The organism is Microcystis aeruginosa NIES-843 (genome assembly GCF_000010625.1).
Lineage (GTDB): Bacteria > Cyanobacteriota > Cyanobacteriia > Cyanobacteriales > Microcystaceae > Microcystis > Microcystis aeruginosa.
Genome location: NC_010296.1, coordinates 5,406,982 through 5,432,883, shown reverse-complemented (window position 1 = coordinate 5,432,883; position 25,902 = coordinate 5,406,982). Strand labels below are relative to the sequence as shown.

General features: G+C 41.4%; 20 protein-coding genes and 1 pseudogene. 8 read left to right on the top strand and 13 right to left on the bottom strand.

What is annotated here, in order from left to right:
- The first annotated feature begins 115 nt into the window (after window positions 1-115).
- The 6 genes and pseudogenes from MAE_RS25730 to MAE_RS35500 form a co-directional block, all read left to right on the top strand.
- Window positions 116-1,804, top strand: a complete 1,689-nt coding sequence (locus MAE_RS25730; protein ID WP_012268085.1) for a serine protease — start codon at window positions 116-118, stop codon at window positions 1,802-1,804.
- An 86-nt stretch (window positions 1,805-1,890) separates the two neighbouring features.
- The gene (locus tag MAE_RS35935) at window positions 1,891-2,025 is read left to right on the top strand and encodes a hypothetical protein (protein ID WP_269453994.1); all 135 of its coding nucleotides are present in this window, start codon (window positions 1,891-1,893) and stop codon (window positions 2,023-2,025) included.
- A 47-nt stretch (window positions 2,026-2,072) separates the two neighbouring features.
- Entirely contained in the window at window positions 2,073-3,179 is a 1,107-nt protein-coding gene (gene gcvT / locus MAE_RS25725) for a glycine cleavage system aminomethyltransferase GcvT (protein WP_012268084.1), read from the top strand.
- A 143-nt stretch (window positions 3,180-3,322) separates the two neighbouring features.
- Window positions 3,323-5,053 carry an Rqc2 family fibronectin-binding protein gene (locus tag MAE_RS25720; RefSeq protein ID WP_012268083.1) on the top strand — a complete coding sequence of 577 codons (1,731 nt, stop codon included), beginning with the start codon at window positions 3,323-3,325 and terminating at the stop codon, window positions 5,051-5,053.
- A 625-nt stretch (window positions 5,054-5,678) separates the two neighbouring features.
- Window positions 5,679-7,268, top strand: a complete 1,590-nt coding sequence (locus MAE_RS25715) for a TIGR04222 domain-containing membrane protein (RefSeq protein WP_012268081.1) — start codon at window positions 5,679-5,681, stop codon at window positions 7,266-7,268.
- A 140-nt stretch (window positions 7,269-7,408) separates the two neighbouring features.
- A pseudogene (locus MAE_RS35500) lies at window positions 7,409-7,519 on the top strand (IS982 family transposase); the annotation flags it as partial.
- A 155-nt stretch (window positions 7,520-7,674) separates the two neighbouring features.
- Here the strand turns inward: MAE_RS35500 and MAE_RS25710 are convergent.
- The 4 genes from MAE_RS25710 to MAE_RS25695 form a co-directional block, all read right to left on the bottom strand.
- Window positions 7,675-8,616 carry a hypothetical protein gene (locus MAE_RS25710; RefSeq protein WP_002796532.1) on the bottom strand — a complete coding sequence of 314 codons (942 nt, stop codon included), beginning with the start codon at window positions 8,614-8,616 and terminating at the stop codon, window positions 7,675-7,677.
- A gap of 84 nt (window positions 8,617-8,700) precedes the next feature.
- Window positions 8,701-10,065, bottom strand: a complete 1,365-nt coding sequence (locus MAE_RS25705) for a DUF3370 domain-containing protein (RefSeq protein WP_012268079.1) — start codon at window positions 10,063-10,065, stop codon at window positions 8,701-8,703.
- A 246-nt stretch (window positions 10,066-10,311) separates the two neighbouring features.
- A complete protein-coding gene (locus tag MAE_RS25700; RefSeq protein ID WP_012268078.1) occupies window positions 10,312-10,761 on the bottom strand; it encodes a YlqD family protein in 450 nt (149 codons plus the stop codon).
- Window positions 10,762-10,822: 61 nt separating this feature from the next.
- Window positions 10,823-12,742, bottom strand: a complete 1,920-nt coding sequence (locus MAE_RS25695; RefSeq protein WP_012268077.1) for a long-chain fatty acid--CoA ligase — start codon at window positions 12,740-12,742, stop codon at window positions 10,823-10,825.
- Window positions 12,743-13,035: 293 nt separating this feature from the next.
- Here MAE_RS25695 and MAE_RS25690 point away from each other — a divergent pair, with 293 nt between their 5' ends.
- Both MAE_RS25690 and MAE_RS25685 read left to right on the top strand, forming a co-directional pair.
- Window positions 13,036-13,626: a Uma2 family endonuclease gene (locus MAE_RS25690; protein ID WP_012268076.1), complete on the top strand. Its 591-nt coding sequence runs from the start codon at window positions 13,036-13,038 to the stop codon at window positions 13,624-13,626.
- Window positions 13,627-13,652: 26 nt separating this feature from the next.
- Window positions 13,653-14,213: a Uma2 family endonuclease gene (locus tag MAE_RS25685; protein WP_012268075.1), complete on the top strand. Its 561-nt coding sequence runs from the start codon at window positions 13,653-13,655 to the stop codon at window positions 14,211-14,213.
- Window positions 14,214-14,227: 14 nt separating this feature from the next.
- Here MAE_RS25685 and MAE_RS25680 read toward each other — a convergent pair whose 3' ends face one another.
- The 9 genes from MAE_RS25680 to MAE_RS25640 all read right to left on the bottom strand — a co-directional run bounded on the left by MAE_RS25680 (window position 14,228) and on the right by MAE_RS25640 (window position 25,870).
- Window positions 14,228-14,635 (bottom strand): type II toxin-antitoxin system VapC family toxin, encoded by a 408-nt coding sequence (locus tag MAE_RS25680; RefSeq protein WP_002801652.1) that lies wholly within the window; start codon window positions 14,633-14,635, stop codon window positions 14,228-14,230.
- A gap of 14 nt (window positions 14,636-14,649) precedes the next feature.
- Complete coding sequence (locus MAE_RS25675; protein ID WP_012268074.1) at window positions 14,650-14,883, bottom strand: hypothetical protein; 234 nt, start codon at window positions 14,881-14,883, stop codon at window positions 14,650-14,652.
- A 79-nt stretch (window positions 14,884-14,962) separates the two neighbouring features.
- Window positions 14,963-15,604, bottom strand: coding sequence for an OmpA family protein (locus MAE_RS25670; protein ID WP_041804415.1), 642 nt, complete (start codon window positions 15,602-15,604; stop codon window positions 14,963-14,965).
- A 22-nt stretch (window positions 15,605-15,626) separates the two neighbouring features.
- Complete coding sequence (locus tag MAE_RS35495) at window positions 15,627-17,564, bottom strand: methyl-accepting chemotaxis protein (protein WP_231859677.1); 1,938 nt, start codon at window positions 17,562-17,564, stop codon at window positions 15,627-15,629.
- On the bottom strand, window positions 17,509-19,170 hold the full coding sequence (locus MAE_RS25660; RefSeq protein ID WP_231859676.1) for a methyl-accepting chemotaxis protein: 1,662 nt from the start codon (window positions 19,168-19,170) through the stop codon (window positions 17,509-17,511). Before MAE_RS25660 ends, MAE_RS35495 begins: the two co-directional genes overlap by 56 nt.
- Before the next feature lie 97 nt (window positions 19,171-19,267).
- Window positions 19,268-22,417 carry a tubulin-like doman-containing protein gene (locus MAE_RS25655; RefSeq protein WP_012268070.1) on the bottom strand — a complete coding sequence of 1,050 codons (3,150 nt, stop codon included), beginning with the start codon at window positions 22,415-22,417 and terminating at the stop codon, window positions 19,268-19,270.
- Window positions 22,418-22,435: 18 nt separating this feature from the next.
- Complete coding sequence (locus MAE_RS25650; protein ID WP_012268069.1) at window positions 22,436-23,554, bottom strand: vWA domain-containing protein; 1,119 nt, start codon at window positions 23,552-23,554, stop codon at window positions 22,436-22,438.
- Between the two features lie 377 nt (window positions 23,555-23,931).
- A complete protein-coding gene (locus MAE_RS25645; protein ID WP_050766326.1) occupies window positions 23,932-24,963 on the bottom strand; it encodes a GntR family transcriptional regulator in 1,032 nt (343 codons plus the stop codon).
- A 196-nt stretch (window positions 24,964-25,159) separates the two neighbouring features.
- Window positions 25,160-25,870 (bottom strand): lysophospholipid acyltransferase family protein, encoded by a 711-nt coding sequence (locus MAE_RS25640; protein WP_012268067.1) that lies wholly within the window; start codon window positions 25,868-25,870, stop codon window positions 25,160-25,162.
- Window positions 25,871-25,902 lie beyond the last annotated feature (32 nt).

Below are 25,902 nucleotides of genomic sequence, written 5' to 3'. Positions count from 1 at the left end.
AACTGCGGAAAGGGCAACAGGAAAAGCAAAAATATGTGTAAGCGGCCCGCGCATCTAAATTGGTCTAGGGCGATTATCGAACCACCTCTGGCCTGTTGTCTATCCTAACCAAGAAATGAAAAGAAAAGAGCTTAAAATCGGTCGCCGCTATTCTGGCAAATCCTGGCAAATATTTGTAATTATTGCCTTCATCGCCGCCGCTCCCTTTGCTATTTTTTATCTTATTGCCTTGGCTTATCTTTGGCAAGGCGATCAACTTTTGGCCGCGGGGGAGAAGGAATCGGCTCTGTCTGCTTACCGAACAGTTTTATCTTTTCACGAAAATTCGGCCCAAGCCCATATAAAAATCGCTCAGGTCTTACAAAGTCAAAAACGCTATTCTGAAGCCTTACAAGCCTATAATCATGCCTTTATCGTTAACGATAAACCACCGATGGAACCCTCCCAACGTAATTATTTAGTGGCTTTGGGAGACATCTTCGCGCAAGAGGAAAAATGGTCAGAGGCACTCGATGCTTACCAAAAAGCAATGATCATTAAACCAACTTTTAAAGCGCAATTTCAGCTAGGAAAAGCTCTCTATAGTTTACAACGTTGGGATGAGGCGGCGAAAGCTCTGCAAGCAGCGGTTTTTCTCGATCCTAGTCAGGGAAAAGCCTATTTTTATCTGGGAAAGGCCTACAGTGAACAGCAACTCTGGCCAGAGGCCAGTTATGCCTATCAGCAAGCTCTAGAATTGATACCTAGTCAGGGTGAAACCTACAAAAAATTAGGAGAAACCCTAGCAAAACAGGGAAAATGGCAGGAAGCAGAGCAAATATATCGACAGGCTTTAATTTACACCCCTAAAGATGGGGATATTTATAATTATTTAGGCAAAGCTTTAGCGGAACAGGGAAAACTAGGGGAAGCGATGGCAGTTTTTCAACAGGCGCGCCAAATTAGCCCCAAAAATGCCGAGATTTACGAAAATCTCTGTTATATCTATATCAATAGCGGTCAGATCGATGAGGGTCTAAATTGGTGTCGGCAGGCCGTAGAAATTGATCCCAATTTATCAGAAGTTAGATTTATTTTACAGGAAATCCAACGGGGGCGATTAATTCACGACAATCCCGAATTATTAAAAATGCCAGAGATAATTCCCAGTGTTAAGAGTGATCCTCTGGTGAATTTAAAACGCTCAATTGTTAAAATTGTCATTCGTGGCAAAAATAACAATGGTATCGGCACTGGTTGGTTATTAAAACGAGATCAAGATACAGCTTGGATCGTGACTAACCGCCATGTGGTGACGAATTACCGTCAAGAAATCGATGCAGGGGCGCGCATTTTTGTCGAGTATTATAGCCAACCACCCAAGGGAAAAATTCCCAAGCGTTCAAAAGCTAAAATTCTCCACACTACCCCCGCTAACGACTGGCTCGATTTAGCAGTATTGGAGGTAAAAAATCCCCCCCCGGATTTAAAACCTTTAGCTTTAGCGCCCCTACCAATTGCCGCTAATCAACCAGTAATCTCGATCGGTAATCCTTTTAATCAAAAAGATTGGACTGTCAGCAAAGGCACGGTTAATGATAATGACGAAAAATCCTTAAGTTTGTCCATGTTTGTCGTTTCTGGACAGTCGGGAAGTCCAGTTTTAAACGATAAAAATCAAGTGGTGGGAGTGATGTCTCAAGCGGGTTTATTTTGTGCCAATCCCTCCACTCCTAAACCCCTAGAAAATGCCGTTAGATTGGGCTGCGGTTTCGCAATTCCCATTGACAGGGTGCGAGAAAGGTTAAGGGAGTGGGAATTATGAATTGGGAAGTGGGGAAGTGGGGAAGTGGGGTGTGGGGTGTGGGGAAGCGGGGTGTGGGGTGTAGGGTGTAGGGTGTGGGGTGTGGGGTGTGGGGAAGTAGGTTGTGGGGTGTGGGGTGTGGGGTGTGGGGTGTGGGAAGTATAAATAAAAATAATCTCCTGTCTCCTGTCTCGGAGTCTCCTGTCTCGGAGTCTCCTGTCTCGGAGTCTCCTGTCTCCTGATAACTGCTATGCTAGTCTAGGCAGAAAACCAGTCGATCGAGATCACCGTGGCTAACCAAGAAGCAACTTCCCCCGCTATTCGTACCCCCTTATATGACCTAATTGCCCAACAAACCAGCAAATTTACCCCTTTTGCGGGTTGGGAGATGCCGATACAGTTTAGCGGCCTAAAAATCGAACATAATGCTGTCCGCAACGGTGTGGGGATGTTTGACATTTCCCACATGGGCAAATTTATCTTAACTGGAGATAATCTGGTTCAATCTCTCCAAACCCTAGTTCCTTCTAATTTAGCCCGTTTAAGCGCAGGAAAGGCACAGTATAGCGTTTTACTTAACCCAGACGGTGGCATAATCGATGATATTATCTTTTACTACCAAAGCGAAAGCCAAGGCGTATTAATTGTTAATGCCTCAACCACCGATAAAGATCGAGAATGGATTTTAGGCAATTTAGAGGGTTCGGGGGTCAAATTAAAGGATTTATCGCAAGAAAGGGTCTTAATTGCCCTGCAAGGACCCAAGGCAGCCACAATTTTACAGTCCTTGGTCGGGGAAAAATTAAGCGATTTTGGCCTATTTAATCACTGGGAAAGCCAGCTTTTCGGGGAAAAAGTTTTTATCGCTAGGACCGGTTACACGGGAGAAGATGGTTTTGAAATTATGGCCCCTCCTGAAATCGGGCAGCGACTTTGGACGGAATTCTTAAATTTAGGGGTGACTCCCTGCGGTTTAGGGGCCCGGGATACCCTGCGTTTAGAGGCAGCTTTAGCCCTTTATGGACAGGATATCGACGATAGCACCAGTCCCCTAGAGGCAGGCTTAAATTGGTTGGTTCATCTGCCAGAAAAAGGCGATTTTATCGGTCGCAATGTCCTTGAAGACCAAAAACTTAATGGTGTGAATCGGCGCTTGGTGGGATTGCAGATGTCCGGCAAACATATCGCCCGTCACGATTATCCGGTAGTATTCGCTGGGGAAGTGGTGGGTAAAGTCACCAGTGGCACTTTATCACCAACTTTAAACACAGCGATCGCTTTAGCCTATCTTCCCACACCTTTCGCCGCGATCGGACAAGCGATCGAAGTAGAAATCCGCGGCACTACCTACCCCGCTACCGTCGTTAAAAAACCCTTTTATAAAAGTAAAAATTAAAAAGGTGATGGGGGTTAGGTGGCTTTTCAGTGAACAGTAATCAGTAATCAGTCAAGAGAAAACGGCAACTGCTAGATAACACTGTCCACTTAAAACTCAAATCTGATAACTGATAACTGATGACTGATAACTGATAACTGAAAATGCAATCCGTAGACTTTACCACCCTCAGCGCCACTTGTGCCGAAATTGCCGCCACTTGGCTGCCGGCTAGACTAGAACAAGTGTATCAAATTGATCGCCAAACGATCGCCCTCTATTTACGAACCTTCGATCGCAAGGGATGGTTAATTATTTCTTGGCATCCCCAAGGAGCGCGGCTGCATATTGGTGATCCACCGCCGAAAGTCCCTGATACCTTCACTTTCAGCGATCAATTGCGTCATCAACTCAATGGTTTGGCGCTGACAAAATTAGCATTTGTTGCCCCGTGGGAAAGAGTGATCGATCTGCAATTTGCCCAACGTCCGGATGATCCGGCCCTGGGGCATTTGTATATAGAAATTATGGGCAAATATAGCAATGTTATTTTAACTGCGGCTGACAATCAAATTGTCACCGTTGCCCATCAAGTCAATGCCACCCAGTCCAGTGTTCGCACCGTACAAACGGGACAAATCTATCAACTACCCCCCGTTTTATTGGCAACAAATCCCAGTTTAGAAGAATCCTTGAGCAGTTGGCAAGCCAGAGTTAGTTTAATCCCTAAAACTATCGAAAAACAGTTAGTTAGTACCTATCGTGGTGTTAGTCCGGTCATCGCTCGATCGCTGTTGCAAAAAGCCAATATTAACCCGAAATTAAACACGGATCAGTTAGATAATACTGATTGGGAAAAGCTCTTTTCAGTTTGGCAAGAATGGTTAAAAATCTTGGAAAATAACACCTTTCAACCCGGATGGACAAGAGAAGGTTATACGGTGATCGGTGGGGAGATACTGGCAGCGGCTAAAAATGTTCAAGAATTATTAAACCGTTATTATAGCGACCAAATTAATCAAGAAAGCTTTCGACAACTACAGCAAAAATTAAATCAAAAAGTCATCTCTTTACTGACTAAACTGCAAACTAAAGCGGCGGGATTTCAAACAAGACTAGCAGAATCTGCTCATGCTGATCGCTATAAAGAGCAAGGGGATTTATTAATGGCAAATCTGCAGCAAATACAGCAGGGAATGACTAGCATTAGTTTGGCGGATTTCCAGACAGGAACACCTGTAATTATTCCTCTCGATCCCGAAAGAAATCCCGTGCAGAATGCCCAATATTTTTATAAACAACATCAGAAATTAAAAAGGGCGCGGTTAGCGGTGGAACCTTTATTAGAGGAAGTGGTCAGTGAAATTAATTATCTCGAACAAGTGCGATCGAGTTTAAGTCAACTAGAAAATTATAGCAGCAGCGAAGATTTACAGGCCCTAGACGAGATACAAGAAGAATTAATTCAACAGAAGTATCTAGAAAGCAATTACCAGCGTAATCGGACGAATAACAAAGAATCCGAACCCATGCGCTTTACTACTCCCTCTGGAGTAGAATTATGGATTGGCAGAAATAACCGTCAAAATGATCGGCTAACTTTTCGTAGCGCCAGCGATTACGATATCTGGTTTCATAGTCAAGAAATCGCTGGTAGTCACGTTTTACTCCGTTTAACCCCCGGTACAGTTCCAGAAGCCGCCGATCTGCAATTTGCCGCCGATTACGCCGCTTATTATAGCCGCGCTCGCCATAGTGAACAGGTTCCCGTCGTCTATACCCGTCCCAAATACGTCTATAAACCCAAGGGCGCCAAGCCCGGTATGGTGGTTTACAAACAGGAAACGGTAATCTGGGGCTGTCCTCAGAGGGTTGAAGATTACCGCAAAAAATAATTTTTTACCAAATTGTTTACTTTTTTTTACACAAAATGGGTATTGTCTGTTACAATTGTTACTAGAGAGACAAATGCAGTTCAGGCGCTTGGGAACGCAAGAACTATATTTCCTCAGATTACAACAACAAACAACAGCAAACCAGTGGTAGCAGCCGATAGTTTCGGGAAAGACACAAAAAACCGACTATTCAGGTGATATTAAAGCGACCACTGGTATTTTATCCTCACCTAACCGGTTCTGTCAGTTTCCTCAACTTTCTTTTCGGTTTCCGAGACTTATTGCCCAGTTGAAAGAGGGATAGTTAGCATCCAGCTTTTTGTAAAGAAATTTAAACTTCACGCATAGTTAGGGTCTGCTGAATAAATCTAAAAACCTTGTTGGATAAGACTTTTGGACTTTTTTCCCCTCAAAAAGTGCCAGCCATTGCGGGGATCGGGGGAAAATTCAGGTACTTTTTCCCTGAAAATTAGGTAGTTGACCACCTCAAAACTGGTAAAACCCCACACCCCACACCCCACACCCCACACCCTGCCCCCAGGAAAAGCTTTTTCAGCAAACCCTAGTTAAGCCTCTTCGGCCTAAATAAACGACTAGAAACAGTTTTTTTCGGGAGGCCGGGTTTATGGATAGCCCATTAGGGACGATGAACTTTCAACAGACAGAGCTATACAAAAGAATTCAGGCATTTGCCTTGGATCGGCCAGATAGTCAATTATCTTTCAGCCAACGATTAGCAAAAGATAACGGCTGGTCCTTAGGCTATACTCAGAGAGCGATCGAGGAATACAAAAAGTTTATATTTCTAGCCGTTGCAGCAGGACATCCGGTCACGCCATCCGACCAAATCGATCAAGTTTGGCATTTACATCTGACCTATACGCGATTGTACTGGCAAGAGTTCTGTCCCAAAATTTTGCAAACCACATTACATCACGAGCCGACTCGTGGGGGTTCATCCGAGCAATTAAAATTTGGCAGTTGGTATAGCAAGACGCTAGAAAGTTACGAACAGTTTTTTGGACATATTCCCCCAATAGATATTTGGCCTAAACCCAAAGACCGATTCGGGCGAGATTTGCATTTTATCCGGATCAACACTCAACAAAGCTGGGTTTTGTCAAAACCTAATTTGACAATCTTCTTGAAACCACAACTGCGAAAAATAGGCATCTTTACCTTTTTAGCCTTCCTTTCACTGATGATAACTGGCTGTCAGATAATCTCCCAAATTCCTAACCCAATGAATTTTACAGGTCCGGAATTTTTAACCTTCTATATTTCCCTAGTAGTGATGGGAATCGCTTTGGCAGCCTGGCTACGTTTTTCCCTGTGCCTAGTTAGCACTAATACAAAGCAGCAACCTGATTTAAATACTTACGAGATAGCTTTCTTGGCGGGTGGCAATCATCGCCTGATTATGGCCGCAATCACCAGTTTGGTAAAACAAGGCTATGTGGAGGTATTAAAAGAAAAATCACCATTTGGAAGAACACAAAGCAAACTGGTGGTGACAGGAAAGATCGATGCTATTGCCGATCCTGTAGAAAAGGCGGTTGCACAAGATATTTTGGCCACTGATGGGGCAATTGAACAGGTTTTCCGGAAGTCTACAGGAATGAAAGATAGCATTCGTGCCCGCCTAGAACAACTTGGTTTGTTTCTGAGCGATGCCCAAGCATTCAAAGCCCAAATTTATCCATCATTGATTGTGGTTATTCTTCTAGGAATAGGCTTGTGCAAAATGGCTGTGGGAATTTCTCGCGATAAGCCAGTTGGTTTACTTCTCATCTGTATATTTGGGCTTCTAGTTTTGGGAGCAAGGTTTTTTGTCAAACCACAGCGTCAGCGCAGCCGTTATGGAGAGATCATTTTTAATGATTTAACAAATCGCTTACAACCTTTAAAAACAGCCAATAGCAGCGATTCTGAACTTGTACTTGCGGTTGCGTTGTTTGGAGCAACAGTTCTGATGGCGGATATGGCTTTAGCAGACTTGTATCAAATGCTGACTCCCATAGCCGCTGCTAGTAGCGGCAGTGATGGCGGCAGTGGCGGCAGTGATGGCGGCAGTGGCGGCAGTGATGGCGGCAGTGGCGGCAGTGATGGCGGCAGCGGCGGTTGTGGCGGCAGTAGCGGCAGTGATGGCGGCGGCAGTGGCGGTTGTGGTGGTTGTGGTGGTGGTGGTGGTGGTGGTTGTGGTGGTGGAGGTTGATTGAGTTCAAGGCTATTAACAGCCGCTCGCTCGAAGCGTGATGCCGAACCGCGAACTCCGTTAAATTTGTCTGTTTTTAGCGGAAGTTCCCCCATACAGATTCTGCCACAGCAGAGGTTGTCGCTTTTTGTCAAAGGGAAACTTCCGTTGAACATTCCCGCCACGGTAGCTCTGTTAATTTTTGCCTTAATCTCCTCTCTGGTTTGATTGCTTACTGCCACCAGCCGAAAAAACCCTCCTGGAACATGGAATTTTATCGCCTCTACTTAGGGTTTGCTGGAATAAATCTAAAAACATTGTTGGATAAGGTTTTTAGACTTTTTTCCCCTCAAAAAGTGCTGACCATTGGAGTGATCGCGGGTAAAATTCAGGGACTTTTTCCCTGAATTTTAGGTAACTGACTACCTCAAAATCGGGAAAACCCTACACCCCACACCCCACACCCCACACCCTGCCCCCGCCAACAAACTTTTTCAGCAGACCCTAAGTAGCCATTTTTCAGGAGAAAAGCTCTTAGAGCAGTGGGAAAGTCTGGATATTTGCCGATCGCTGTACTTTCGCCATAGATATCGAGACCCCAATCGGAGTTTTTATCGTAATTAGCGAGGAGAAATTGCCAAGCGTCTTCGTATTCTCCTAGGAGAATTTTTTGGGCGACATAACCGGCCAAAATGCCATTGACTTCGGCTTTTTCTTTTTTAGCTAACTGAAAGGCTTTCAACATTGCTGCTAAAGTTTTTCTTAATTCTTGGGGATATTTTCTAGTGACATCCGCTAATTTACCCTGTTGAAAAGTATAAATTTTGGAGGGAGGAAAAGAGGCGGCGTAGGAACTAAAAGCGTACAAAAAAGCATTATCAACGGTGACAAATTCATAATTATTATCTCCATCTAAATCTTCAAAGGAACCACCACTACCATCTAAAAAACCCGTTTCTTCTCTAATAAATTTATCTTTTTGCCAAGTATAAATTACCAAAGATGTGCAGCAATGTGCGCCGCCGCTATAGGTGGAGACGATAATCTCATCGATGCCATTATTATCTAAATCTCTTAATTCGACATAGCCGGATCCAAAGGCACTATACCCGCTATTTTCCTGATAAATTTGCTCATTATAAAAGATTTGATAAGAAACATTATTAATATCATAATTATCATCAACTCTCTCGTTTAGGTCGATGGGTTGATAGCTAACTTGTACCTTAATTTTCCCCGATCTAACCACTTGATTTGTTAGGGGTTGACCGGTATCAAAATCGAGTTTAGTCACGGCTAAACTCGCAGCTGCATTGCCCAAAAATTGAGATAATAAGCAGAAAATAAAGCAAGTTTTGCTAATATTCATCGGCCGATTCACAGAGAGATTAATTTCAGTGTATCTTACTTATTACCCCCGACAATCAGCCGTTAACTTTTCGAGAAAAACTATTTATTCCAAAGTTTTAACGCTCAAAACTTGGGGGGGTGTGGCATCGGGGGGATAGAGAAAATCGAGATTAATGTCGCGTCTGGCTCCGGGGGGAAGTTCCACCTGTACTAAAGCTTCTCCCTGTTGTCCTTCCCGTTGAACGAGATGGAAAAAACGTTCCTCGGTGCGTCCCAGTGCGTTACGATAGGTAACGCGCACTGCACCCCGGAAAAATACCGGTCCCTGGACGGGTTCAACAAATAGCAAGCGATCGAGATAATTGTCTTCTTTAATTGGGGTTTGAATACTCAAAGCCACCACCTGGGTTTTGCTGGTATTGTTATATAGAGGTAAAGTCAGATAGTAGTGAACACCGTAGTTACCGTGAGCTTTGAAAGCCGTATCGGGATAACGCACTAACATGGGGGCGCTTTGAATTTGTCTGGTTCCGAAAGTAGCTGCTGTCACCGTACTTAAAGGATAGGCAAAAGCTTGACCGGGTTGAGGAATGGTGAGATTAATTCCCCCTTTGGGATCGACAATGCGGGTTGCCCATTCCGAACCGACAGAAATTCCGGCCACGCGACCATAAAAATTTCTTCTTCCGGGGAACCATTGATCGGGGGGAGTGGGGGGAAAATCGCGAGGAGCGGCTAAATCACCTCTAACTAATAGGGTACGCCATTCCTCTAGGGTAGGGGGACGAAAGGTTTCTATTTCCCTGTCTTCGATGTTGACTTTTTGGGGAACTTCGTAGAGGGCTAAATTGGCCATATAGACCGGGCCATCGCTGTAGAGACGCAGGAGGGTCGAGCGGGCGCTACTTCTGGGGATAACCAGATCGAATAGCATCCGACTTTGGCCTGGGGGAATGACGATCTGGGCGGGAAATTGGGTATCATGGCGACGACGCATGATATCGCTGGCTAAACGGGAACCGGGACCAGAAAAAACCCGGCCGTTGGGATCTTCCACCAGAGGGGGTAAATCGACAAAAGGGGCATCGGCGGAGGTGACGTAACTGACTCCTTGCAGGATGCGGATAACCAGGTTTCTGGAGGTGGGATTAGTAACGATCAGGCCCTGGTGTAAGTCGCGATTGGGATCGGTTTGACGGGCGATGTGGTGGGTGAAAACGTCAAAACGTCCTTGTAGGGGATGATTGAGATGGGCTACGGGATAACGTTTTCCTTTGCCGGGGAAAGTAGAGAGGAGAATTCCCTCTTTTTCTACGATTTCGGGACTATTGCTATTAAAAACCAGCACATCATTCAGTTGACCGGGTAACTGACGCACTTCCTGATATTGGGTGACTAATTTCCTCTCTATCTGGGGCAAGACCGAGGCGGACTGAGCTAAAAGAATAGTGGGTAAGAAAGAAAGCATAGAGATTCTATATTTATAGGATCTAATTAAGGGTGAGTCGATGGAGATATGAAGTTATACAACAATATAGGCGAGGGTGTCCGGGCGATCGATAAAGAATCTTAATATATTTTTCAGGCCTGATCAAGTCATGTCAGGGGTGATGTGAGCTAGGGGCGGTTTTATGGGTTAGCAAGGGAGAATAACCCTTGCTATTGCCGATTTTAACCGTTACGTTGACAGTGACGGGAACTGCTCACCCTAGCTTTAAATTTCGCCGCGAATTTCTTCGACGACGCCATCTCTAAGGACGAGTTCCACATTCATTTTGGCTACTAAGTTATCGCCTTTTTCGACCCGGAAAAAGCTTTCTAGTTGTGCTTGGGCGACTTCTTGATTGAGTTCCAAGAGTTGTACCTGTTGCAATTGTTGCAGATACTGGTTTTTTTGTTCGAGAAACTCACTTTTTTGTTGATTGACTTGGATTTGAATATTGTCAATCTGTTGGGCAGCCGCGGGGGGTAAGGGGATCAGACTCTGACGCTGAATTTCGGCGATCGCTCTTTGGCCTTGGGTTTCTAATTGTTGAATTTGTGCGTCAATTTGAGCCATTTGTGCTTGTAATTGCTGTTGTGCTTCTTCTTTCCAGCGCGGAGTCACGATGACTTTAATTGTCACCGGGCGCTTCAGTAATAAACTGGTTTGTGCGTCATCCATGATTTGCTTATCCTAAAAAGGTCTTTTTGTCAAGGGGTTAGGGAATATTTGCCAGAAATATTTACTTGGCAAACATCTCGTTAATCATATCGCGATAGCGTTGCGTTACTACCGGTCGTTTAATCTTTAAAGTTTGGGTCATCATGCCGTTTTCTTGGGAAAAAGGCTCTAAAATTAACTCAAAGGTTTTAATCTGGTCATCGGTACGATAACTGGGCCGATTTCTTACCTCGCGCTTTAATTCTTGTTGGTAGAGAGCTAAGACTTTTTTGCTGTAGAGATCGCTAGAAAGAATCGTTGAGCGATCGCTGTGAAGATCGGGTAAATTTAAGGATATTTTCTGTTCTTGCGCCCAATTGGCCAGTATATCAAGATTAGGCACGATCAAAGCCCCCAAAGCTTTTTGATCCTGTCCCACTAGCATAATTTGGGAGATAAAGGGACTGCGTAAACAAGCATCTTCAATCGGTTGCGGTTCGATATTTTCACCATTGCTCAAAACAATTGTATCTTTGGCCCGTCCAGTTAAGACTAAATCCCCGGCAGCGGTTAACCAACCAATATCACCGCTATCAAACCAACCATCGGGAGAAATCGCTTTTTCGGTTGCTTCCGGTTTTTTATAGTATCCCTGCATCACCTGCGGACCGCGAATCAAGACTAAACCGTGTTTTTCTGTCGGTAAGACTTCTTTGCTGTGTAAATCGACAATACAGATTTCTGTCTGAAAGACGGGACGACCGGCAGACCCGCGCAGGTTATGATCGATACGACGGACGGTAGCCACAGGAGAAGTTTCTGTCAGTCCATAACCAACTAAAATCGGGATTCCGGCAATCTCATAGAAAGTATCTAGATGTCTGGCTAAGGAACCACCGCCACTAACCAAGATTTTAACTTTATTTCCCACTGCTTGGCGAATTTTGCCATAAACTAGCTTATCACCGATGGCATGGAGGGGATAGAGTAAGAGGGATTGAATTCTTGCTTTTAGTCTTTCGATCTCGGAAGCGTGAAGATGATCTAGACTGAGATTATCGGCGATACGTTTAGCAATAACGTACTTTTCCGACTTTTCTAGCAAAAATCTCACTAATTTCTGTTTTGTGGCCGATTGTTCGCTAAATTGTTTTTGGATACCCTCGTAAAGAGATTCCCAAAGACGGGGAACTCCCACCATTAATTGCGGACTAAATTGCTTTAAATCGGACTTAAAAGTGCGAATACTGGTATAAATCTGGGTGCAACCCTGAGCTAGACTGAAATACTCACAACTGCGCTCGTAGGAATGCCATGAAGGTAGTATACTTAAAACTCGATCGCCAGGATCCGGTTGAAAGATAGCATTTAAGTTGCGTACCTGATGCAGCAGATTACCGTGACTTAGCATCACCCCTTTTGGTTGTCCCGTCGTTCCCGATGTGTAGATGAGGGTAGCCAGATCATTTTCGCTCTTGGTGATGGGTTTAAGGGTGTTCTCAGCCCCGATCGCCATTAGTTGCTTGAAATTTAAGGTCTGCACGGAAATCGCCCCAGTAGCGGGGTCTTCGTCGGTGAGCAGCACGATTAATTTTAGGGGCAATTCAGGGATTTTCGCCAGTAATTTCCCTAAAGTTTTGTTATTTTCGACAATCAGCGTCTGACTGTCACTATCGGCCAGAATATAGGCTAATTCCTCTGCATCTGCTTGAGCAGATCGTACCGCATTGGCAGCCCCGGCTGCCATGGAACCTTGGTCGGCAATAAACCACCGGGGACTATTATCGGCAAATAAAGCGACATTTTCGGTTTCTGTGACTCCTAATGCTTGCAAAGCGGCGGCAAATTGCTGAATTTGTTGATAAAGTTCCCGATAGGTGAGAATTACTTCCGGTTTACTGTGGGGATCGTGCAGGGCGATAATATTGGGGAAACGTTGGGCAACTATTGACCAAACTTCGGGTAAAGATTGAATATTTGAATAGTCAATTAGGGTTGTCATAGCAGTAGTTATAGAGAGTTACAAGGGTAATAGCATATAGATTAACCATTCTAGGCTCTTTTTGCTGGTTCTCCTAGACAGTATTTGAACAGGTATCTAGTCCTGCAAAGTTAATTTCCTAGTCGAGACTGGGAGAGGGGAGACTTTTCGGTTATCGGTGAACAGTGAACAGTAATCAGGGAATGTTACTGTTACTTAATACTGCTTACTGATTACGGAAAAGGCTGACAGCTTAGATGTATAATTAATTTTGCCTAGGTACTTAAATATAGTTGTAACTAGCAGAAAAAAAGATGATTGCTTTATCTAACTATAATAATCTCACTCCAGAAGAATATCTTCAGTTTGAAGAAAAAAGTCCCATTAAACATGAATATATCGATGGACAAGTTTACGCCATGGCAGGAACGACGGATACTCATAATATTGTTTCGGGGAATATATACACAATTATTCGTAATCATTTGCGGGGTTCCGATTGTCGGGTTTATTTTGCCGATGTGAAAGTCAGATTAGAGAAGCGCAATCACTTTTATTATCCTGATATTATTGTCACCTGCGATGACAGAGATAGAGAAACCGCTACCTACAAAAGTTTTCCTAAATTGATTATCGAAGTTCTCTCCGATTCTACAGAAGCTTTTGACAGGGGTGATAAATTTAATGATTATCAAACTCTAGAAAGTTTAGAGGAATATGTCTTAGTGAATAGTAAACACCAACGAGTAGAAACTTTTCGACGGGGTGAACAGGGTTTATGGATTCTGCAAACCTATCAGCAAGAAAGTTTTAGTTTACAGAGTATTAATCTGACGGCATCTTTTCGGGATTTATACGAGGATGTCACCCTAGAAACGGTTAATGATACTCCCGAAAGTACTTAAGAAAATCTCCTTCAACGATTAAACCCATGATTGCTTTATCTAACTATAATAATCTCACTCCAGAAGAATATCTTCAGTTTGAAGAAAAAAGTCCCATTAAACATGAATATATCGATGGACAAGTTTACGCCATGGCAGGGACAACGGATACTCATAATATTATCGGACTCAATTTCACTTTTCTCATTCGTAATCATTTGCGGGGTTCCGATTGTCGGGTTTATTTTGCCGATGTGAAAGTCAGATTAGAGAAACGCAATCACTTTTATTATCCTGATATTATTGTCACCTGCGATAACAGAGATAGAGAAACCGCTACCTACAAAAGTTTTCCTAAATTGATTATCGAAGTTCTCTCCGATTCCACAGAAGCTTTTGACAGGGGTGATAAATTTAATGATTATCAAACTCTAGAAAGTTTAGAGGAATATGTCTTAGTGAATAGTAAACACCAACGAGTGGAAACTTTTCGACGGGGTGAACAGGGTTTATGGATTCTGCAAACCTATCAGGAAGAAAGTTTTAGTTTGCAGAGTATTAATCTGAAGGCATCTTTTCGGGATTTATACGAGGATGTCACCCTCTAGGGAATGAAAAATAATTAAGGTACAACCTCAAAAGGTTGATTTCCATACCGTCGGTAAATATAGAAATCGCTATCGAGAGTGAATATTTGTTTTTGATTAAGAACTTCAGCCATGGCTACTAAAGAAGCATCTGCTAAATCCATAGGAACATCTTGATATTGTATCATTAAGGTTTCCATTCTTTTTAGTTCATCTGAATTATGATGGTGTATTACCAGTATTTCATCTACCACATAACCCCATAATTCTTGTTGTGCGAACCAACCACCATATCGACGCAATAAATACATTGCTTCGGTAAAACAAGCGCAAGTCGTGACAAGGGGGGCCGATAGCGAAGATAAAATGTCAACACAACGCTGATGATTTTTATCAGCTTCATTAATTAAGGCAATAAGTGGAGAAGCGTCGCAAAGAGTCATTGATGTAATGCTGATTAGTCTTTATCATCTAAAATATTTGTAAAAACTTCTTCTACTCGCTCAGATAAATCTGATGGCTGAAAATAAACTCGTCCAACTCTTCCTTTTAATTTTTGGTCTAGGGTTTCTGGAGTGGAAGAATTGGAAGATTGATTAGGTAGAATGGTCAATCTCACTCGCTGACCTGCTAATTTAGCACTATGCTGTAAAATTTCTTCCCAAGTCCCCTCTAAAGTGTTTTGTTCCATAGATATTGATTTGAATTTCGTTCTTTCCTCAGTGTAACAAGCAAAAGATAAAAAAACAAATTTCTAGAATTTTTTTGTCTTATTGTTTTCTACCAGGGGGAATAAAACGGATTTCAATTCTGCGTCTGCTTGCATCTGCGTCACGATTAACCGCAGCTAAGTTACCCGATGGGAGGTATAACTGTCCTGCGGAAAAAGCTCGAAATTTGACGTTTTTGAGTTTACCTGTGTTTTCGATTTCTTGCACTACTGCTAAAGCTCGCATTAATCCTAAATCAGTGTTAGAACCGGGTACTAGCATTTTAACAGATTGTTTTCTGCTGGCAACCGATTCGATATTTTTATCGAGATTACTTGTCTTTTGTATTCCCTGTCCATCGGTGTGTCCAATTACTTGAATAAAGTCGATTTCTCTGTCTTTGGTAATGGTTTCGATAGCGGGAATAATGCGCTGACGAATATAGGTTTTTAAAGCAGGGTTTAATTCAGCACTTCCCGACTGAAATTTGAATTTTCCTGATTTTTCATCGATAACTATCGGGGTTGCTGTTTGCAGTTTTCGGTTAGCTTCCTCCAGTTTGCTGATGAGATTATAGGACTGAAAAAGTGCCAAGAGGAGAAATAAACTCAGAATCATGAAAGCATTGGACATTAAATCGGTAAATGCGGGATAAACATCCACCGATTTATCTTCATCTCGGTAGTAGGTACGTCTAGACATAGTTACTTATATGTTGGTGAAGTTATTCAAATAGGGTGTTAATGTCATCCAGAACATCTTTTTGAGTAGGATTAGGGATTGTCTCACAAAGTTTTTCTATCTTATCCTTTAAGTTAGAAAAGTCAGACTGAACATCTTTTTTAGTAGGATTAGGGATTGTCTCAAAAAGTTTTTTAAGTTCTTCCAACTTCTTATTTAACTTATAAATGTCATCCTGAACATTTTTTTGAGCAGGATTAGGGATTGTCTCAAAAAGTTTTTCTATCTTATCATTTAAATTAGAAAAGTCAGAACGCATATCGTTAATTTTCTCCAGTTCTGCTAAACATTTTTGAATTTCTCCATAGATGTGTTCAATCATTTTCTGATTCGATTTATTTTCCTTAGCGATAACTTTCTCTAACTTATCTCGCAAAGATTCTAAGTTAGCGGTTAATTGACTGGTGTTGGTGTTCACCGCGTTAATTACTTGAGAAAAATCTGATTTAAGGCTGCCAAATTGATTGGCTGTTTTCTCAATAGATTGGGAAACTGCTTTTAATTGTTCTGAGTTCTTAGTTAATTTATCATCAACTACCATCCCTAAGTTATTGCTTAAAAGGTTTAACTCAGACTGTAAGCTTTCCTTGACTTGAGTAACTTGCTCTGTCACTGTATCAATTAACTGAGACAGGTTAGCATTAGTCACATCGAGATTATTACTAGAGCGCTCAACTGCATTGGAAGCAGTGAGGATTTTATCGGAGGTTTGGGAGAGTCTTTGCTCGAGACTATTGATAAGTTGGTTTCCTAATTGTTTCGACTCGGAGTTAAAACTGTCTTGATAGGTTTTCACAGTTTCGATTAATTTTACTAATTCTCCTTGGATGTTAGATAACTTTTCTTGTTCGGTGACTGAGCGTTGCTGATTCTGTTCTAGGATTTTCTCAGAGACTTGAGTAACTTGCTCTGTCACTGTATCAATTAACTGAGACAGGTTAGCATTAGTCACATCGAGATTATTACTAGAGCGCTCAATCCCATGGGAAGCAGTGAGAATTGTATCGGAGGTTTGGGAGAGTCTTTGCTCAAGACGATTGATAAGTTGGTTTCCTAATTGTTTCGACTCGGAGTTAAAACTGTCTTGATAGGTTTTCACAGTTTCGATTAATTTTACTAATTCTCCCTGGATGTTAGATAACTTTTCTTGTTCGGTGACTAAGCGTTGCTGATTTTGTTCTAGGATTGTCTCAGATTTTTGATTCAAGTCAGTAATTTTTATTCCTAACTCAACCATAGTTGTCATTGAACGCTGGAAGTCTTGAGTTAAAGAAGCTAGAGATTGAGTTGATTGGTTTAACTCAGACTGTAAGCCTTCCTTGACTTGAGTAACTTGCTCTGTCACTGTATCAATTAACTCAGACAAGTTAGCATTAGTCACCTCTGGATTATTACTAGAGCGCTCAATCCCATGGGAAGCAGTGAGAATTTTATCGGAGGTTTGGGAGAGTCTTTGCTCAAGACGATTGATAAGTTGATTGCCTAATTGTTTCGACTCGGAGTTAAAGCTGTCTTGATAGGTTTTCACGGTTTCGATTAATTTTACTAATTCTCCCTGGATGTTAGATAACTTTTCTTGTTCGGTGACTAAGCGTTGCTGATTTTGTTCTAGGATTGTCTCAGAGACTTGAGTAAGTTGCTCTGTCACTGTATCAATTAACTGAGACAAGTTAGCATTAGTCACATCGAGATTATTACTAGAGCGCTCAATGCCATGGGAAGCAGTGAGGATTTTATCGGAGGTTTGGGGGAGTTTTTCCTCGAGACTATTGATAAGTTGGTTTCCTAATTGTTTCGACTCGGAGTTAAAACTGTCTTGATAGGTTTTCACGGTTTCGATTAATTTTACTAATTCTCCCTGGATGTTAGATAACTTTTCTTGTTCGGTGATCGAGATTATTACTAGAGCGCTCAATGCCATGGGAAGCAGTGAGGATTTTATCGGAGGTTTGGGGGAGTTTTTCCTCGAGACTATTGATAAGTTGGTTTCCTAATTGTTTCGACTCGGAGTTAAAACTGTCTTGATAGGTTTTCACGGTTTCGATTAATTTTACTAATTCTCCCTGGATGTTAGATAACTTTTCTTGTTCGGTGACTGAGCGTTGCTGATTTTGTTCTAGGATTGTCTCAGATTTTTGATTCAAGTCAGTAATTTTTATTCCTAACTCAACCATAGTTGTCATTGAACGGTGGAAGTCTTGAGTTAAAGAAGCTAGAGATTGAGTTGATTGGTTTAAATCTGTAGTAGAATCGGCAAACTGTTGATGAGCAGTCATTAAATCTGCGGTTGCTTGCACTAACTTATTGGCAAATTGACTACTTTCGATTTTTTCGGAAGCTTCCAGAAAACCTAGCGCACTATTTTGTAATTTTTGAGAAGATTCTTGGATATTTAAATACACTTGTTCTGCTAAATCGTTAGCTCTTTTATTACTGCTGATAATCTCCCCGATATTCTGCTCTAGTATTGCAGTGGATTGAGAGAATCTTCCTTGGGTTTCTGCTAAACTAGCGGTAAACCTTTCGATATTACCAGAGAAGTTACTTTTTTCAATTAACTCTGATGCTTGTTTAAAAAGCAGTACACTATTTTTTAGTTCCTGAGAGGATTGTGTAAACTCTCGGTTTGCTTGCGTGATAATTGGTACTTGCTCGTTAAGTTCAAAAGCTGAACGCTGAAAAGTCGTCGCACCGGTAGATAAGGTTCCCGCAGTTTCAGTTAATCTTTCACAAACCTGGGTGACTAACTTAGCGGTTTCCTGATTACCATCAGCAATTTCTTTAGCAACTTTCTCTAAAGAAGATTCTAATACTCTCGTCACCTCGCTATGAAAGTTAGTCAGAAATGCTTTCTGTGTATCCACCATGCGATTAACCGCTTTATCCAAGCGACTATTCCCTTCTACAGTCGGCTGCAAGATGTTATCTAAATAGTCTTCTAGGGAACTAATTAGATTTACTTTAGCAAGGTTGGTGTTAAAGATTAAGTTAATCACAGTCAGTAAAGAACTACAAGCTAAACCAATTAAGCTAGTGATAAAAGCAATCCCCATACTTTCTAGGGGAGTTTTGAGCTTTTCTCCCAAACTTTGCATATCGACATTATTGATATCGATAAGTGTGCTGATTCCCGTCAGATTGAGAGTAATTCCGAAGAAAGTTCCCAACAAACCAAAAGCGAGGAGGAGATTGGGTAACACTCTCACAAAATAATCCCATTTCTCGCAGCTGAGGGATTTAGACATGAAAGTAAATTTTTCTTCATGGTATAAACCATCCACCAAAGCTGCGGTATTAACATCATCTAGTTGACTACTGGCTATCTTAAATCTATTCTCTAGATTAGAAATAATTTTAGGTGAACCCTTGAGACTTGTTCCCGGAATTAAACCCTTGACTTTTACAGTTGAATCTTGGAGATATTTATAGAGAGTCATCCGGATTCCCACAGCTAAGACGGTGGGAAAAATAACCAAGACTAGAGTTAAAACAATCAGATAGGGAGGAAAAAGGTTAAATAATGCCATGATAGTTATTGGATACCTCGAATTGTGGTTGATAGAGAGAGTTGGGGGTGAATGTTTCCTCAGATAGCTGGGGAAACATTATTAAGATTGATTAATTTTACAATTCATCAGCAGTGCTAATCTCTGCGGGTAAACTGGGTTGACTACTGTTATTATTTGTTCCCAGTAAAGTTTGTTGCTTTTGCTGTTGTTTTTCGAGTTTTTTCTGTTCAGCAGCACGTTTTTCTAGTTCCATTTTCAGTTGATTAACAAAACGGGTGATAATTCCTTCTTTTGCCTCCTGTATATGATTTCCATCTTGTCCAACTACCTTATCTTTGTAGCGATAATTGGGGTGATGGTCGGGTAAATTTTTGACATTGTTGACAAAATAGCTGACCTTCTGGAAATAATCACCCTCGTTAGTAAATAATAGAGGAGGATTAGCCAAAATCTCATTTTTTGCCTGATTAAGCAGTACCTGCAAAGCATTAATCATGTCCTTACGAGAAGCAAATTGTTCTAAAGCAAGTCGCCAATTACCGCTAATGTCAATGATGGACTTATTGTTAAATAAATCGCCTTCGATGACTAATTGATAAGTATCATCTTCCTCATCGTATTCTAGTAAACCGAGAGCAATTGCGGGATAGAAAATAAACTCTAATTCCTCAATTAATTTGGCAGGTGGTGGGATAATATCAGCAAAATCTATCCTGTAATCATTATGTAAAATGCTGATTCTCTTTTGGTCTTGATAGATTTTTTGTAACCCAGATAAATCAGTAATGATTCTTAGGGGAAACCCACCAAACTCGTAGGTAATTAGGATTTCTTCGTCCGTTTGAATTGATTCAAAAGAAGTCCCCCGATTAATATTTAAATCAGATTCAATAGTCTTCATAAATCTTTGCATGGTGGGTGAATTATCGTCCTTAGTCCCAATTAGTAATTTTTTATCTGGATGCAAGCGATAGTAAGCATCATTAACATTTATCGGTAACATTAAATCAGCTTCTCGCAAAATTTGCGCCAAACGTTCAGGAAAATCATGGGGTTTATATTGACCCATAAATCGCTTAATTACTGCATCAATTTTATTAGTGCTTACTGATTGAAACTGTTTCTCGATTGTTGCTGTTAGGTTCTCTTTGAGAGTTTCATTATCAATAACAAAAGATTGGCTAAATAAACTGAATAGGGAAGTATTATAGCCTAAATTATTGGTGACTTTTTGGCTAACGGAAATGTATTGAGTTCGGGAGTTACTGTCAGGGATACAGTTATCAATATTCTCCTCTGGGAAAATAGCTTCCCCAGTCATCTCGTCGAGATTTAACTGCATTAACTCCTGTTCGTATTTATCGTATTCTGTGATTAGCTGATATAGGGTTTCTTTCAGTTGTTGTATCTGCAGCATTCGACTAGAAATATGCTTGAGAATCGCTTCAACAATCTTTCTGGATTCCCCATTGATGCTGAAATTAAAGTTATGCTGAATTAATTTTTGTCCGCTTTGAACGTAGTCTCTTAACTCAGCTTTGATTTTCTCGCTATTGGCATTTTTACTGAACATCTTGAAGACAGACTTTTTCCCGTTTATATCTTCGAGAGTTTGTTTAACATTTCGCCAAATGTTATCAATTTTTTCCGAGGAATGAAACCCTTTATTATCCTGAGATAATTCCTCTAGATTACCCTTGTAGGTATTAATCTGTACTTGTAAAGCGACCAAAAAAGATAGGCTATTTTCCAAAGAAAATTCTAAGCTATCAGGATTAAGAAGAATCTCCAAAAATTGGTCAATATCTGACTTAAATTTTTCGATTAATTTAGGTTGAGTTTGTTGGGTCAGAGTTAACCAGATTCCGCGACTGCTATCTGTTTCTCCCCCCTGTACTTTGCGAAACTCTTTTTCTAGGGATTGCTTGACGGTTTGGGGTAAATTCTCCAAATCTTGACTATTAGATATTTCTTCCTCTAGGGAATTTTTCCAAGAGGTTAAAGTCTTAGAAAAAGTTTTATTATTCTCTAGGGTTGCTTCTTCCAATCTGGCAGTAAAATAATCCTTATTACTTTGGGTACTCCAATTAGCTAGGAACTTACTTAATAACTCTTGTCCACTGGGACTTTGACCGTATCCCTCTAACCAAAATTTAATTAACTTGAGCGTAAAACGATTGAGACCAATCTGCACAATTCGGTCGCGAGTAAAATAAATCCTCGCTAGTCCAAAGGACATATAACCTTGACACATCTGAAAAGGATGATTATCTGGACTAATCATCGAGTTTTTATAGTTATCCCGATTGCCTTTGATGCGAGGAGATAACTCATCGGCAAAATCCAAGAAAATCTTGTAAGCAATGACATTACATAATTTACCTTTGTTATTAATCCGGTAATCTCCCGCAGTGCGATTAGAAACTAAGTAGGCAAAATCAAAAGGAGAACGTTTTTCATCGATGTTGACGAAATTTTGTTTATCATAACAGACTTGAAAGGAATTACTTTCATTGGTATAATGATCTAACTCTTTCAAAGCTGCATAGGTATTAGCTCTCATAATTGCACCATCACCATAAAGTTTAGGACTAATTACCAAATAACCAAAGGATGTATATTCGGCGGTTTGTTGTAAAATATGACGCAAAGTGTAGGCCACATCGAGGAAAATACCGCTACCAGTTCCCCCACACAAAGAACCGACAACAAAGACATTTAAACCCTCTTGGACATTAAAACTTTGACCATTAACTTTACCGCTAAACATAAAGGATTCATGACCAGAAGTTCGTCTTTCCGCTGCTTCAATTGCCTCTTGAATTTTTTGATAGTTATGGAAGAAAGCTAAACGACCGACGGGACGAATACCCCCCGCACCATTTTCAATGGAAGTTATTTGTTTTTTTAGCCTTGGGTCTAACCAGCTTTCAATATGGGAAAAGGGACTTTCAAAAAGGGTTTGGTGTTCAAGTTCATAGGTGAGATTGTTAACATCCTGAGCATTCATATTAATGAATACTCTTTCGGCAGCTGATAGAATAATTTCTTCTCCGTGATAGCTATTTCCTGTGGGTAAACCCGAACCATTGAAAGCATTTTTATCTGTGTCAATATGAACAAAACTGACAACGGGTAGGTTAGATAACTTCCCGTATTTATCAATAATAAAGCGACGAATTCTCATCAACACATCTCGACCAGTACCACCTAATCCGATGATAATTGTCCGTTTGATAGCGCGGGTTTGACTGGTGTTAGCCATGGTTTAAATCTCCTGAAGTTATTTTTTCCTAATCTGAATTTGTAGGTCGAAATCTTGATGGTTATGGTGATAGGTTAAAGTCAGGTAATTTTTATCTATCTTCACCTCCTGAGTTAGTTGATTACCTCGATAAAAAATCTCTGCTTGTTTACTGGGTTTCAGATATAACTGATTGCCGCGTCTTTCTAAATAACAACGGGTTTCTTCTCCCGGACAATCAATGGTATTAACTCCTTCCCCACCGATGTTAATTCTTTGGGATGTTTTTAGGGTATATCTTTGTATTTCATTCTCATCATCATTAGATGAGACTTTAATAGTCCAAGCAGTATTTAACAGCAACCAATGACGAATTCCCAAAATACTCGCTACTATTCCCCCAATTCCCATTAATGTAATTGCCAATGCTGGCAACCATAACTGACTCAAGAGATAAGAATTAATCAAACAGGTTTCCTGTCCTCCCGGTGCGGGAGTGCAAAACTCTTGTGCTGTGGGAGCAATATCGACCACTGATAGTTTATATTTATTGCCGTTAGTGGCGGTAATTTCTTGGGTTCTTAGATTAATTGGTAGGGAATTAAGCCAGTTTTGTCTCTCCAAACTTTCGGGAGAATTAGCAAGACGAAAAGGGCTATTTTTTGGGGTTTCTATCCACTGTTGGGAAGTAATCCCCGCAGCGGTAGAAAGGGGTGCATCGGTAATCCAAACTACCGACTGGGGTTTGATAGCTTGATTGGCAGTTAAACGACACTGATTTAAGCGTGCCAGTCGGGGATAAACGTGCCATTCTGCGCGCTGAATATCGGTATTTTTAGCACTTTGGCTAGATTGCCAGGGAATCGCTTTTAAAACCGCGTCTATATCTTCCCTTCCGCGAATTAAAATCGGTTCTTCAATCGGTTGGACATTATCAGCAAAGGGTACTAAATAAACCGAATCGTTATTTTTTAAACTATCGCGAATAATTTGACCAAGGCGCGTGCGTCCTTCATCATTAAAGTTAACACTACCGGTAAGATCGATCGCTAGGATAACATCTCGTCCCTGCCAACGAGCCACCAAATCTAATCCCAGTTTTTGCCAATCGGTAAGCGGTTCCCCGGGGGATACCGTTAAACAGTCAGCACTTTTCATTTAGCCTCGTTCGAGAGTGAAAAATTGAGCTTGTCCCTATTCTTTCGCCATTGTACTAAAAATTTAATACTTCCTAAAAGTTTTTTTCGCTTTTATTCTCGATTTGCTCTAAGTTATTGTCAATAGTAACCATAGACTAAAATAAATTTTAAAGTTCAGCCGCCCGCGCATTTAAGTGGGTGAGTGGAATTAAATATAAGATGAACGTAGGTTGGGTTGAAGCATGAAACCCAACGCCAGCATGGGTTACGCTACCGCTAACCCATCCTACAAATAATTGTGCCTCCCTACTTAAATTGCTTGTTGAGATAAGGCAAGAGGTAACAGTAAAGGGATTGGGAGAGATTTAGCGGTTAAAATGTGTCCTAGCTTATCCTCTAACCACCTAATCCTAATTCTCGTCTTAGCAATTGAATTGATTTATCCCCAATATAATTATCACTACAGATAATTTCTGGCAGACGAATTAAATCCGATCGCACTTCATTAATCAGATTTTTAATTAAAGTATAACTCGCTTGATCACTGATAATTGTCTGGGAAGTTCGAGCTAAAACTTTTAACTTATCCGTTTCATGAATTTGGGCAGACATAACTAATAAATCATCGCCCCGTAAACTATGAATTAAAATTTCGGCCACCTTAATAATACCGGTGCTAATACTGACAATCCCCAAGCGGCTATCGGTGGGTAATTTTTTGATTAATGCCAATTCCTTGCTGTAATCGTAGATATCGATGGGAATGACTCGCAGGTGAAAAGGAGCGGCAATTTCCTCCGCCACACTGATAAAATAGCGACTGGTGACAACAGTGGCAGATTTAGTATTGGCTAAAACTTGGGCTAAATCCTCCATTGCCACTAATTGGACGGGAATTTTGAGGGATTGCTCTAATTCTCTCAACATTAGTTTTCCTGCACCCAAATCGTGACGGGGAATGGTGACAAGAACTTGAGAACCACACTGCGATCGCCAATCGATTTCCGCCAGTAATAACTCGCGAATTTGCTCTAAAGTTAAACCTTGAGCGAGAAAACCAGCCAAACTCTGGCGAATTAGTCGGCCTATTTCTGGATTTTGTTCCAATAGGGGCGAACCCAATAAATTATCGTTTTCATGCCCGCGAGCCTTCACATAAATCCCCGAACCTGCTATGGATTCCACTAACCCATCGTCTTCCAGTTGTTGATAAATTTTACTTATCGTATTACGGTGTAATCCCGTGATCATAGCTAGTTGACGGGTACTAGGTAAACGATGGCCCGGGGGATACTGACGAGAGGCGATAGCGAAGCGAATTTGGTCAAATAATTGCTTAGAGGCGGGTATTTCACTGTCTGGCTGGATTTGGAACTGCATCGGATCACTTCGCTCACAAACTACTTTCGCTGATGCCCATTCTATCATTAGACCCCCTGCAACAATCGGACATTTTCACCGATCTGATGGGTCTTCGAGGCAGTATTCAGGAGCTAGAAGCAGAAAAAAACAAGATATTATTTATTTAAACTAAAAAAGCCACTTTTTTGCTTAAAAATAGTTAAAACAATCATTTTAATCCGTCCTTGAAATCCCACTTGTGCGGTAGATAGTCAACAGCTGATTAAGGGGATTGATCCTCGTGGAGAAGTTTTAAGCGATCGCTCAAGGTTTTGGTTAAGCGGACAGTTTCCCGTTTTAGCGAATTTTGTTGATAATCAAGCACATTAATCCCTTGACCGATGTTTACTGTCGCTTCGCTTCCCCATCCGGGGTAAGGCTGATTATAACTAATGCTTACCGGCAAAATCTTGATATCTGCATCGGGTTTCATGGTCTTAACTTCCAACGCGATCCGCGCTACCCCCGGTTTAAGAGGATGAACCACTCGATCGCGACAGATACCCCCTTCCGGAAAAATCGCCACCATTTCCCCCGCGGCCAAAAGTTCGACGCTATGGACCAGACTACCCATACCGGGGTGATCGGTGTTGACGGGAAAACCCCCCAAACGTCGGATAAACCAACCTTGCACCCCTTTCATCTCGTTAGCGGAAACCATAAAGCGCAAATCGCGTCTACTAACTAAGCGTCCCACCGCGTAGGGTAAAATCAGCGCATCCCAACGGGACCGATGGGTAGGTGCAAGGATGACCCCCCCCGTTAGGGGAATATTTTCTTGGCCTGTCACCGTTATTTTGCCGAAAAAAGCCGGTAAAACCAGATAATTTCCCAGAAAATAACAAAAGCGAATTAAACAGGGATTAATTCGGGAATTGACAGCAGGACTTTTTCTAATGGTGAGGGACTCGTCAACGATAGTGCTTTGAGACATCCGAGTGTTAGGAAAGATCGAGACTTTCTGAC